This is a genomic window from uncultured Ferrovibrio sp., from assembly GCF_937960835.1.
GTDB lineage: Bacteria > Pseudomonadota > Alphaproteobacteria > Ferrovibrionales > Ferrovibrionaceae > Ferrovibrio.
In genome coordinates this window covers 577,106-590,016 of record NZ_CALGPC010000006.1, presented here as the reverse complement: position 1 = coordinate 590,016, position 12,911 = coordinate 577,106, and the positions used below count along the sequence as shown (strand labels likewise).

The window sequence follows — 12,911 nt, the reverse complement described above, 5'->3', positions numbered from 1 at the left end:
CGCAAATCGGAGGATAAGATGACGGGGACGCCGGCTCTCACCCGTCAGGATTGATCTGCTTATTTAAAACCCTCGCAGGTTTTATCTCATTCATGTTCTTCGCGTTTTCCTGACCACGTGCATGGTCGAATGCTTCGAGAAGATCAGCCGTGTCTTCAATGGCAACGAATCGGTCGGCTGGTTGTGCTAAAAGCCGCGCCTGCCTTTCCTCATATTCCGCCGGCGTGACTGTCAGGAAGAATTTCGTGAGCGACTCAATATATGGCTCTGGAAAGCTCCATCCCACGCCCAACTGATCAACAAGGCTCCCCACCTCAAATCCATTGGCGGCAAGGCAAGGCACGCCAAAATAACCGGCCTCATAGAAGCGGCAGGGCAGCAGCCAGCGGGAATTATGCTCGGTGTTTTCGAGATCGAGCGCCCAGCAGAAATCGGTATCTCCGTAAATCCGCGGCAGATCGTCCGGATTTATATAAGGGCCTTCATAGACCATGTTGCGCAATCTGGAGATGGCTGCATTAAAATACTCACCATCCACCGTCGTCAGCACGCCATAGAACTTGAAAAGCACCACGCCTTGCAGGCGCTCGGCCAGCCGGACGATCAGGTCTATCGTGTCATGTCCCCGGATCAATCCGCAGTATGACACTGTCCATCGATAGCCATCGCTGCGCGGAACACCAATTCCCCTTTTTGCCGGCGTGGCATCGGGTATGCGCTGTATCGAAAGCGGCAGCTTGTTTTCCAACAGATACCACGAGCCGCTATAGCCCTGGATCGGGGCAAAATAATTGCGGACGAAGGCGGGCGATGACACCACGAGAAGATCTGTTTTCCGCAGGCCATATCGCTCGGCCGCGCGGATCAGGCGAGACATCAGCCCCGTTCCCACGAAGATCGGCTGGATATCGAGAACCTCATAGATGATCGGAACCGCCCTGCGGATCACCAGCCTGGCAAAAAGCGCAAGCAGCAGTTGGTCAATATTTCGGGCGTAGAAGATATCCGCATCCTGGAAGACTCGACGATGCGCAATCAGCCCAGGCAGGGCGGCTAGCAACGCGAACAGCCGCTGCGTGTAGCGGCCATCCTGGGTTCTACCAAGTGTTAAGCAGCGCCAGGGCGGCTGGAATTCTGTGTTGTAGCGGTCACGGCGAAACCCGATCACGACGAGTTCACTACCTTGCTCCAGCAAGGCCTCTGCGCGCGTGATGGTGCTCGTGTCACTGATCTCTGGTGTGAAGTAGACGATCTTGCGTGGCATGCCTAGGTACGCGATCACCAGTCCTCCTCCTAACTCTTGGAAATCAACCTCCAAAAATCACCGACGAAATAAGGCGCGCCAACTAGAAAACTGTGACTAATCCGTGCGTTCACACTTTCGCGCGGCCTCGTCTCTGGGGTCGTCCGTTACCGCCAGTCACAGGTTGATCACTGGCAAGCCCACGGGCCCTACAGGACTATGTCGCCACCGCCATCCCCTTGAGGTTCCATGTGACTACGATCGTCGAGCCCGCCCACACGGCTCCTGAGTTGCCCGGATCAGTTCCGGGAGTTTCGGGATTCCGCGACGTCTCCGGCCATGGCTCCGGCTTGGCCGGGAAGAAGCTGCGCTTCGAGCGCGCAGCTATCTGCAGCATTTTCGGCGATCCGCTGGATCGCCGGACATGGTCTTCGGCTCCCTTCAACATCGCCCGCCGGCTGCAGCAATACGGCGTGGCCGTGGAGGGATTCAGCACCGGCATCCCACGCGGCGAGTTGGCCGTGCTGGCTGCCCATTACACGCTGCGCGGCTATGGCGCACCACGCAACAGCGAGGCCGTGCTCCGCTCGCCGCCCGCACGACGGCATGCCGCGGATCGCCTTGCGCTGGCCCTGCGCCGGCGCGGCATCCAGCATGTCATCCATACCGGCACGATGGATCTGCTGCCCAGCCGCCATGCGCCTGAGCTAAAGCATTACCTTTATTGCGATCAGACCTGGGCTCTGTCCCTCCTGTATCGTCCGGACCGGGACAGCTATCGTCCTCGTGCGGTGGAGGCCTTCGATCTGCTGGAGGCGGAGTCGCTCGCTTGTGCTGAGCATATCTTCACCTTCGGCACCTATGTCCGCGATCACATCATTGACCATTACGGCATTCCTGCCGAGAAGGTGACGGCGGTGGGCTCGGGGATGGGAGAGATCGAGCCCAACCACGAGCCAAAGGATTACACCCAGCCCCGGCTGCTTTTCGTGGCGAAACACCTGTTCGCTGCCAAGGGCGGGCATCTGCTGCTGGATGCCTTCCGCATTGCCCGGACACACCGGCCGGATCTGACCCTGACCATCGTGGGCGACGAGCGCAGCCGGCCCTTCGTACCCGATGAGCCAGGAATCATCTTCCGCGCCCATGTACCCTGGACGGAACTGCAGCAGCTGTTTCGGGACGCCACGCTGTTCACGCAGCCGATGCTGAACGATCCCTGGGGCCAGGTTTATCTTGAGGCGCTGCTGTCACGCACCCCGGTGCTCGGACTCCGCCGCAATGGTTTGCCCGAGATCACCGAGGATGGCCGGCACGGCTTCCTGGTCGACAAGGCCGAGCCCGAGGCGGTCGCCGCCGCCATTCTTGACGCCATCTCGGATCCCGAGCGGCTGTCCCGCATGGGTATCAGCGGCCAGCAGCATGTCCTTCGCTCCTACTCCTGGGACATCGCCGCGCAACGTATCGCATTCGTTTGAGGAAACGCCCCATGGTGCAGGCGAACCGGCGCGAAGACGCCGGTCGCCGCCCCCGGACCACCCCGGACAAAACAACGACAGAGGACGTACTCATGGTCGACAAAGTAGCACTCATTACCGGCGCCACTGGACAGGACGGTGCCTATCTTTCCGAATTTCTGCTGAATCAGGGTTACGTGGTTCACGGTGTGAAGCGGAGATCGTCATCGATCAACACCCAGCGAGTCGATCACCTCTATCGCGATCCGCACGAGCCAGGTGTCCGCTTCTTTCTGCATTACGGCGATATGACAGATTCCACCAACATCATTCGCCTGATCCAGGAAACCCAGCCCACCGAAATCTACAACCTGGCGGCGCAAAGCCACGTTCAGGTCAGCTTTGAGACGCCGGAATACACCGCCAATACCGACGCGCTGGGCACCCTGCGCATCCTGGAAGCGATCCGCATCCTCAAGATGGAAGATCGCGTCCGCTTCTACCAGGCATCGACCTCGGAACTGTTCGGCAAGGTCCAGGAAATCCCGCAGCGTGAGACGACGCCCTTCTATCCGCGCAGCCCATATGCTGCAGCCAAGCTCTATGCCTACTGGATCACGGTGAACTACCGTGAGGCTTATAACATCCACGCCTCCAACGGCATCCTGTTCAACCATGAATCGCCGATCCGGGGCGAGACTTTCGTGACTCGCAAGATCACGCGCGCCGTGGCCGCGATTGAGCAGGGGCTGCAGAAATGCCTCTATCTCGGCAACATCGACTCCAAGCGCGACTGGGGTCATGCTCGCGACTACGTCGAGGGCATGTGGCGCATCCTGCAGCAGGACAAGCCAGACGATTACGTTCTGGCAACCGGCGAAGTGCACTCGGTGCGCGAATTCGTCGAACTTGCTTTCCGCCACATCGATCGCGAGATCGTCTGGGAGGGTAAGGGCGTCGATGAAAAAGGCCACTGCAATCGCACCGGCGACGTGCTAGTCGCCGTCGATCCGATCTACTACCGGCCGACCGAAGTGGACTTCCTGCTCGGCAACCCGGAGAAGGCCAAGAAGCAGATCGGCTGGGAGCACAAGACGACCTTCGAGCAATTGGTTGCTGAAATGGTCGAAGCCGACCGGATCAGCTTGCAGCAGAGCGAGTACAGCAATGCCCGATAAAGTCCCCTACTCCCTGGCTGGCAAGCGTGTATGGGTTGCCGGCCATCGCGGCCTTGTCGGCTCGGCTCTGGTGCGGCGCCTGAAAAGCGAGGATTGCACTATTCTGACGGCATCCCGTCAGCAGGTGGATCTGCGCTCGGCCGAGCAGGTGAATTTCTGGATGCGGGAGACCCGGCCGCAGGCCGTGTTCGTCGCGGCCGCCCGGGTCGGCGGCATCCACGCCAACGACACGCGCCCCGCCGAATTCATCTACGATAACCTGATGATCGAGGCGAATGTCATCGAGGCGGCGCACCGTTACAATGTCGAAAAGCTGGTCTTTCTTGGCTCGTCCTGCGTCTATCCTCGCATGGCGCCACAGCCCATTCCGGAATCGGCCCTCTTGTCGGGCGAACTGGAATCGACCAATCAATGGTACGCCGTCGCCAAGATCGCCGGCATCAAGCTGGGCCAAGCCTATCGGCGTCAGTATGGCTGCGACTTCATTTCGGTGATGCCCTCCAACCTGTATGGTCCGGGCGACAATTTCGATCTGATGCATAGCCATGTGATTCCAGCGCTGATTGCCAAATTCCATCGCGCCTATGTGCAGGAGACAGAAACGGTGGAGGTCTGGGGCAGCGGCAAGGTGCTGCGGGAATTCCTTTATGCGGACGATGCCGCCGATGGCATCGTTTTCGCCATGAAGAACTATTCCGAGGAAGAGATCATCAACCTCGGCTCCGGTCAGGAAGTGACCATTCGCGAGCTGGCCGAGACGATCGGAAAAGTGGTCGGTTACCGCGGCCGCCTGGCGTTCGATACCAGCAAGCCTGATGGCACGCCGCGCAAAGTGGTCGATGTCAGCCGCATGGCCAAACTGGGCTGGCGGGCGCAGACCTCGCTTGAGGACGGCCTGCGTCAGACCTATCGCTGGTATGTATAGAATATCGCCCCGTCGGATATCACCCAGGAAGGCCGGCCTTCGCTGGTACGGGCCTAAAGATACCGTCAGCCTTTACGCGCCGCCGACGGGGACACCATCTTCGTCGGTTTGCGGCGCACCCTTCTTGATCCGCAGCCGCCCCTGAGCATCCACCCAAAGCCGGTACTCGCCGAGCCGCGGCAAATTGCGACTGCGCCAGTCGGAGCCGAATCGCATGCCGCCGTCGCCGCCTGCGATCTCGATCGCCTCAAAGCCGTTTTCCGTCTCCACCCGGCCCAGACAGCCGATCAGCGTGGCCTGCGCCTTCTCTCTGTTGCCGCTGAGCTTGGCGAGGCCCGCGCCCTTGGCCTTGCCACCGCCCATGCCAGTGCATCCCACCATGGTCAACTGGGTCGCGATATAGGTGCGGATAAGGCCGGTCTGCTTATAAATCGAATAGGCCGTACAGCCGACCAGGGTGCCGAAATTCCGCAGGTAAATCCCCGCATCGCCAGATGAGAAATCCTTGGCCGCCTCGTGGTTATTCTCAAAGCCGCAATGGGACAGCAAGGTGCAGCCGTTGTCGGCCAGCAGACCGAACTGCTTGTTCAGCAGGAAATAGCAGCCGTTGAAGCTTATGTCATAGCAGCGGCGCATCTCGACGCCATGCTTGCCGTTGCCGCCGAAGATACTGCCGAAGACATGAACGGCGGAAAGGATGCCGGCATTCTTGCCGTGGGCAAAGGTAGCGCCATTGCCACGATTGTCGCGGAAGTAGCAGTTGATCAGCTGCCCTTCGAAGATATTACCGACCATATTGCAGCCATCGCCACCACAATTCTGCACGAACACATCGCGCAGGCAGAAATTGTAGAAGTATTTTCCATTAACCTCACAGGTGATGGCGATGCCATGGCCGTCTTTCCCCGAGCCTTTGATTTCCAGCCCTTCGACAAGGACGAAGCGTACGGTCGCGTTACTTTCCAGCTCGACGACATTGCTGCCGTCCTCGATGGTTGAGATTAGCCGGGCACCATGGGCGATGATGCCACTGTTGCGGGTCATGTGATTGCGCGGCGCGATCCGCAAGGTGCGGCTGATCCGGTAATTACCTGGCGGGATTGTTAGGATGCCCGGATGTTCGTGGAGAAAGGTGGCATCCATTGCGCGCTGCAATGCCGGCGTGTCGTCGGTGGAGCCGTCTCCGACCACCCCGAATTCTGCGGCCGACAATGTCCGGCCCGGCCGAAGGGTACTGGCATCCTTTGGCGCTGCGAAGGCAGACGATGTGAGCATGCCTGTTAGTGCCGCACCGCTACCGAGTGAAAGGATATGCCGTCTATCCATAACAACCTCAGGGATGATGGGCCAAACCGGGATTTCGTAGTCTGTTGCCGACACGTAGCTGCCTGATCTGATGGCGCGCCTGCGGCACCGGCACCACGGTCGGGCCGCTTACGCGGGTACAGACGATACTTAATCCGGCAGCCAGCAGAAGAACCACCCAGGTCTTGGGGCCGACATAGGCGCCGGAGGCCTGACCGAAGATCACCCAGAAAGCCCAGCAGAAGAGCACGCTGGGCACGCTCAGAACCCGCAGCCAGGCCGTGTGCGCCGCCAGCACAACAATGCCCCAGACCAAACCGAGATATATCCAGTGCAGCCAGAAATAGTTGGTGATCACCTCGGACACCTTGCTAAACTTCCAGGCTGCCGAGTAATGGGCCGATTTGACGAAGGTGTTGATCACCAGTTCGTTGATGAAGGGCTCGCCCGTAAGACCGGCGCCGGCCCAGGGATAGACCCGCAACACTTCCATCGCGACCAGGACCGGGCCGATCACGCGATAGAAGAAGCTGGGATCCTCGCCGGAGGCGATCTGGTTGAAGCGCTCGGCAAATAGCGTCGTACCGAGCAGGACGAAAACGATCAGCAGGATCGCGCCGACGATCAAAATCGCAGTCCGGTATCCCGGAATCAGCCGGTGGCGTGGCGTCACCAGTGGCGTAATGAAGAAGTAGTACGGCGGCAGTACGAGCAGCGCCAGCAACAGCGTCGGACCAGGCATCGCGACCAGGCCGATACCCAGGAATGCCGCGAAGATCAGGAGGCGCCAGCGAGTGGCCGTGATGATGAACCAGGCCGACAGGAACAGCGTATAGCCAAACGTCACCGCCGAAGGCTCGGAGGTAAACAGCTTCGGCCGCACTTTGCCGTAGAGCATCTGGTCTCGCAGGTCGGATTCATAGACGCCGTGATCGTAGATCGTCACCCGCACGGCATCGCTCACTGCCTTGAGCGGCGTGTATTGCTCGAGGAAGCAACCGACGACGATGAAGACGAGGAACCAGAAGAACAGGCCTGCGAGTTGCTTGCGGCTGGCCTCCAGTATGGTCAGAAACATCGCATAGCCGATTACAAGGGAGTAAACGAGCTGGATCAGGCCCGTGAATCGCTTCCCCAGAAATCCATAATCCGTGGCCGACAGGATCGCCGCGATATAGATGACGATCACCATCAACAGCACCGACAGATGCAGCGGCACGATGCGGTCGCGGCGGCGCCAGAGCAGAACGATACCCGCCAATCCGGAAGGTGCCGACGGGAAAGGCACGCCTTGCGCGACAGGGATTGAAACACCGAGATAAATCCCGATGAAAAAGATGATCAGCAGCGCCAGGTCGACGCCACCTAAACGCCGCTCTGCAGTCGCCGCAATCATAATGACCCCACGGCTTTGACGAGCTGGTGGCCCCGGCTGGTCCAGTCGAAATAGCTGTTGCACGCATCAAAAGCGCGGTCCTGCAAACTGTTCAAGCGATCAAAGTCATCGATGACCCTCAGAACACCGCGTGCCAGCGCCTCATGATTCGGGTAGAGAAGGATGCTTTCCTCGTTCTGCAGCGGCACACCAGCGACCGAGCCGTTAAGCGCCAGAATGGGCATCCGGTTGAAGACATAGTCGAGAACCTTCAGCTTGAAGCCGCCGCCATGGCGCTCCGGAACCAGGGCGATCCGCGCCTCCCGCATGAAGCCATCCACGTCCGGCACGGTGCCGGTAAAGGTAGTGGCCTTGACCTGTGGACGCAGCCTTTCCAAAAAGGTTTCGTCGGCGCTGCCAACCACCTGCAGCTCCGCGCCATGGGCAGCGAAGAGCGGATCGGCGACAGCGACGAATTCCTCAAGGTTCATGCGCTTGGCGATCCAGTCGAAACTTCCGACTATGATGGCCCGGCGCGGCAGCGCTTCGGTGATGCGGCGCTCGGCTAGCCGGAAGCCATCGTAGCCCGGCGTAATGACCTCAATGCGGACATCCGGCCGGTCCTTCAGATAAAGATCGCGATCTTCCGGCGTGATCGCAGTGATCAGATCTGCGGCCCAAACCAGCCGACGCTCCAGAATGCCGGCCTTGGCGGCGTCGTACGCCAGTGCCTGACGCTTCAGAATATGGGTCTGGCTGCGCGCAATGCCACGCCTGACGCTGGCCTCGTGATTATGCGAGACATAAACGATCTTCGGCCGACGACCATTGCGATAATGGCGCAGCACCGGATCCAGCGCCCAAGCGGCGGAGATGCCATCAAAAACGATGACATCCCAGCGATCGGCTTCAAGCCGCTCTTTCAGCATCTTGCGCAGTTCCGGGGTCCAGCCTCGGTCGGCGATATGCGGCAGAGACGACATAAGGCTCGTCCAGCTGGGCCGCGAATGAGGCTCTGCCAGCCACCAGCGCACCGATCCGTCCCATCGCCCATGATGGGAGGTATCCCCCAGTCTCGCCAGCCCTAATACTTCAATCTGCGCTCCGGTTGCGGTTACTGCGTCGATCAGGCCACCTGAATAGACGTACTGACCATTATGCCTTGGTTCCGGATTGGCCAAGGTCAGCCAAAGGCATCGCATAGTCTTAATATGCCTGCCTTCCTGTGAATCCGCCGAAGATCGTGCGGAAAATGATCGTCAGATCGAGCCATACAGACCAATTCTCTATGTAATGCAGGTCGTGCTCGACCCGCTTTTCGATCTGCTCCACGGTTTCGGTCTCGCCACGCCAGCCATTGATCTGGGCCCAACCGGTGATGCCTGGCTTCATGCGGTGGCGTGCGTAATAGGTCGGAACGGCATCCTGATAGAGCAATCCTCCCGCCTTGGCCGCCAGCGCATGCGGCCGCGGGCCGACCACCGACATTTCTCCGCGCAGCACATTGATGAATTGCGGCAACTCATCAAGGCTGGTGCGACGCAGGAAAGCACCGAGCCGCGTGACGCGCGGATCGTTGCGCCGCGTGAGCTGTTCGGCATTGGCGTCGGTTGCATGCTGATACATGGTACGGAATTTCAGCACCTCAATGAGCTGGTTGTTCAGCCCATAGCGCTTCTGCCGGAAGAAAACTGACCCCGGACTGTCCAGCTTGATGAGAATGGCGATCGCCGCCAGGATCGGCGCGATCATGACGAGGATCGCGCCCGCTACAATACGGTCTTCGATCGACTTGGCTACGCCGCGCCAATCGCGCAGTGGCTGTTCCTCGACACCGAGCAGCGAAACGCCCGCCAGCTTCTGCAGCTGAACCCGCGGCAGCCGGAAGCCGAACTGATCGGGGCAGAGGCAGACATCCACCGCCACCTGACGCAGCTTTGCCAGAAGGCCGTCCATGCGCCGTTCGGCCGACAAGGGCAGAGCGACAACCACCATATCGATCCGCCGCTGGCGGACATGCTCGATCAGATCATCGGCTGTGCCGCGAATGGGATGTCCCATGCAGCTGGAGGCCAGCCGGGACAGCCGGTCGTCATAGACACCAACGATCTCAACATCCGGATCGGCCTCGGCATTGATCCGGCGCAGCAGCCGCTGGCCGATCGGGCCGCTGCCCAGCACCGCCACACGCTGGCGCAGCCGCCCCTGCTCACGCCAGCGCTGAATAGCGCCGGCGAGAACCAGACGCCCCGCCGATGTTGTGGCAAATCCGCCGCCGATCCAGGCAAGCAGCCACAATCCCTGGCTCTGCGGCGACGAGAGGCCGTAAAGGAGAGGAATGGCGACGGCAGCTGCAGTAACGGTCCAGGCCAAGACCAGCCGGCAGACGGCCATGTATGGCCGCCGCGTGAATTCGATGCGATAGAGCCCCGACAGATGCATGAGGTTGATCAGCAGCAGAGCGCCGAAGCCGCAGACCAGCAGGTCATAAGCCGCCGGGACCGCCCAGTCTGACACGGCAATCAGGGCCAAAGGCCCAGCAATCACAGCAACCGCCGCATCGAAGGCACGCAGGATGCCGGCAACGATGGCAAACGACACGGGCTTGGCAACCTGTGCCGAGCGGGCAAATGTCTGGATGCCCGCTTGTTTGAACTGGGCATGGATATGCGCAGGAGCTGCCCGTCCTTCGCTACTCCAAGTCTCACTTCGAGCCTCGCCTGCACGAGTGTCGGCATTGCGAGCGGAAACGGCGTAGGCGACCGGCCGTGGCGTGGCCCGCCGGTCGGCCGGGTATGCAATCACCTTGGATCGGCTGTCGGCCAATGGCCTGACAAGGACGTCTTGCGCCATGTATAGCCCCTTTGCCACTCAAAGTTGGAACGCGCATCTTCGGCTTTTGCAGTGCCGAAGATCTGCTGTCCGATGTGCCACAAGGCCCTAAAACGGTGTTGTGACTAAGCTGAGGCCGTGCAGAAGCGGCACTGCTTCTCGCTCAAGACGTGCGCAAACTGCCAAAGACATGCGCGGCGAAGGCCTCGGGCGTACGGTCAGAAATGAAGTTCCGCGCCGCCGCCGCATCGATGAAATGCTGCGGCCCCTTTGCCACCATCTGCTCGATAGCGGCCGCCAATTGGGCGGGCTGCGTCACATCCGCCGCCAGACCCAGCCGGTAATCCTGTACCAGCCTACCGACCAGACCGTAATCCTGGGTCAACAGCGGTTTGCCCGCGCGCGCTGCCCAAAGCACGACGCCGCTCGACCCCACGAAACGCTGATACGGCGCCAGGACGACATCGCAGCGATTGACCAAGGCATTAATCTCGTCACTGCTGAGCCAACGATCCTCAAGATGGAGCCAAAGATCGGGCTGATCGCGCGCCAGCTCGGCCTGCTGCTGGGCCAGCTGCTCGCCCAGTTCCGGGGCGACCTTGCCGGCGATCACCACCGCCGTACGCGACGCCATCTCAGGTGACAACTGCCGCAGCGCCATCATCAGATGAAGAATGCCCTTGCGCGCAGTCAACACTCCGAACAGGAGGAACACAACGCGTCCCGTGGGTAGCGGGATCGGCAAGGTCAGGGCCGAGGAAGCCGCGGGCGGTGGATATACCGGATCCGGCAGGGCATGAACCTTGTGGCCGCCAAGATATCGGCGGGCGGCATAATCGGGAAAGAACGGATCGAGCGACAGAACCACATTGAGCGCGCCATTCAACAGCATCAACCGATAGAGCACGGCTTTGCGAAGATCGCGGATCCGTTCCGCCAGCGTAGGCCGATAGGCACCAAGGGACGGATAATGCACTGAAGGACGGAACAGGATGCCGCTCAGCTTGCGCCCCGCTGCGCCCAGCCCAAAGGCCAGCGGCAGCGACAAGTGGTCGAGTGACAGAAAGCAGCCGACATCGGCTCCCGTCAGACGCAGATAACGCCGCATCACCCACCAGCGGGAGAACCCGCTGACCGGCAGCATCCGATGGGTGCAGAACCGCTGTTCATTGGGGCTCAAGGATACAAGCCGGATGCGGTCGCGCAGGCTGACCGGCACGTCATCCATCAAGGCCCGCCGCAGCTCTCCTGCGACTACGAACCAGATTTCCTCAATCTGCTCCTGGCCAGCCAGGTTATGCATCAGGTGCAGCAGCCATTCGCGGGGATGACCATCCTTGTCCGGCTCCAGCACCAGCACGCGCAGCCGCTGCGGCTCCAGACTGCCGACAGTTTCCAGACGCTGCAGGGTCTCGCCGAACTTGGTCAGCAACATTTGTTTTGAATGCGCCCGCTCGATGAAGGCCCGGCCATTTTCACCCATATCGCGCCGCAGGCCCGGCGAATTGAGCAGCTTGAGCGTGGCATCCGACAGCGCTGTGCGGTCGTTCGGCGGAACGCAGATGAAGGCGTTGGTTTCCTTGCACAACCGCCACAGCGAACTACCCGGGTGGGCAGTTGCGATGAACGGCCGGCCCGCGGCCATAATACTGTAGATTTTCGAAGGAATGGCGAAATCGGCCGCCGAAGGCTTTTGCGGCACCAAATGAATGTCGCCCACCGCAAGGCCGTCGTTGAGTTCGTCGCGCGGCAGCAGATCGGCAAATTGCACGTTGCATAAGCCGCGGTCAGCCGCCATCAACGCCAGATCACGGCGCTCGCTGCCATCGCCGCGCAGCAGAAGTTTCACCTCAGGCCGCAGGGATGCCAGATCTTCAGCCAGCGCCATCACCTGCTCCAGGCCCTGCTTGCGGCCCAGATTGCCGCTGTAGAGCAGCGTCGCAGCGCGATCGTCGTTTACCGGGCGCGGCTGGATCCGGTCGGTATCGACCCATATCGGCATGATTTCGATCGGCACCTCGACGCCGATCTGCCGCAGCTGATTCTGCATCTCCGTCGTCAGAACGAAGACCGCAGCGGTGCGGTTCAGCGTGATACGCTCGCACCAGCGCATCAGGCGCAGCATGAAGCCGGATCGCACCATGCTCAGCCCGGCTGCCAGGCCGGACTGAATGTCATGCACGACGGCGACATGATGTCCCTTCCGCCGCGTCGCCAGCACGCCCAGCATGACCGCGAAGATGGACGGCGAAAACGATATGACTAGATCGTGCCGCCGTATGCGGCCACTCAGCAATGCGCAGACACCTGCGACGAAAAACAGGAATTCGCTGATGATCCGCAAGATTGCCGACCGCTTGCGTGGAATCCAGTTCCGCAACCGCTCGATAACAACGCCCTGCTCTACCACCCGCTTTGGCGCCGATGCATTGAACGCCTGAAAATCGGACAGGTTGGGATAATGCGCAGGGCCGGTCAGCACCGTTACCGCCCGCCCGCGCTGCGCCAGCCACTCCGCCATGTCGGAGCAATAGGGCGCAGAGCCGATCACTTCAGGCTTGAAATGCTGAGTGACGATCAGAACCGGATTGGCCAT

The 12,911-nt window shown here is 60.5% G+C and carries 9 protein-coding genes; 3 read left to right on the top strand and 6 right to left on the bottom strand.

Annotated elements, in window-relative coordinates; translation table 11 throughout:
- Window positions 1–37: 37 nt before the first annotated feature.
- Window positions 38–1,282: a glycosyltransferase gene (locus Q0603_RS07190; RefSeq protein ID WP_298724059.1), complete on the bottom strand. Its 1,245-nt coding sequence runs from the start codon at window positions 1,280–1,282 to the stop codon at window positions 38–40.
- 212 nt (window positions 1,283–1,494) lie between these two features.
- Here Q0603_RS07190 and Q0603_RS07185 point away from each other — a divergent pair, with 212 nt between their 5' ends.
- The 3 genes from Q0603_RS07185 (at window position 1,495) to Q0603_RS07175 (ending at window position 4,803) form a co-directional block, all read left to right on the top strand.
- Window positions 1,495–2,721, top strand: a complete 1,227-nt coding sequence (locus Q0603_RS07185) for a glycosyltransferase family 4 protein (protein WP_298724058.1) — start codon at window positions 1,495–1,497, stop codon at window positions 2,719–2,721.
- A 92-nt stretch (window positions 2,722–2,813) separates the two neighbouring features.
- Complete coding sequence (gmd, locus tag Q0603_RS07180; protein WP_298724056.1) at window positions 2,814–3,878, top strand: GDP-mannose 4,6-dehydratase; 1,065 nt, start codon at window positions 2,814–2,816, stop codon at window positions 3,876–3,878.
- On the top strand, window positions 3,868–4,803 hold the full coding sequence (locus Q0603_RS07175; protein WP_298724054.1) for a GDP-L-fucose synthase: 936 nt from the start codon (window positions 3,868–3,870) through the stop codon (window positions 4,801–4,803). Before gmd ends, Q0603_RS07175 begins: the two co-directional genes overlap by 11 nt.
- Before the next feature lie 72 nt (window positions 4,804–4,875).
- On the opposite strand, the gene Q0603_RS07170 is transcribed toward Q0603_RS07175, so the two are convergent.
- From Q0603_RS07170 to Q0603_RS07150, 5 genes are all read right to left on the bottom strand, one after another.
- Window positions 4,876–6,078 (bottom strand): right-handed parallel beta-helix repeat-containing protein, encoded by a 1,203-nt coding sequence (locus tag Q0603_RS07170; protein WP_298724051.1) that lies wholly within the window; start codon window positions 6,076–6,078, stop codon window positions 4,876–4,878.
- Between the two features lie 58 nt (window positions 6,079–6,136).
- On the bottom strand, window positions 6,137–7,504 hold the full coding sequence (locus tag Q0603_RS07165) for a hypothetical protein (protein ID WP_298724049.1): 1,368 nt from the start codon (window positions 7,502–7,504) through the stop codon (window positions 6,137–6,139).
- Window positions 7,501–8,685, bottom strand: coding sequence for a glycosyltransferase (locus Q0603_RS07160; RefSeq protein ID WP_298724047.1), 1,185 nt, complete (start codon window positions 8,683–8,685; stop codon window positions 7,501–7,503). The genes Q0603_RS07165 and Q0603_RS07160 overlap by 4 nt, the downstream gene beginning before the upstream one ends.
- A 4-nt stretch (window positions 8,686–8,689) precedes the next feature.
- Window positions 8,690–10,084 (bottom strand): undecaprenyl-phosphate glucose phosphotransferase, encoded by a 1,395-nt coding sequence (locus Q0603_RS07155; RefSeq protein WP_298724045.1) that lies wholly within the window; start codon window positions 10,082–10,084, stop codon window positions 8,690–8,692.
- A 394-nt stretch (window positions 10,085–10,478) separates the two neighbouring features.
- On the bottom strand, window positions 10,479–12,911 hold the full coding sequence (locus Q0603_RS07150; protein WP_298724043.1) for a glycosyltransferase: 2,433 nt from the start codon (window positions 12,909–12,911) through the stop codon (window positions 10,479–10,481).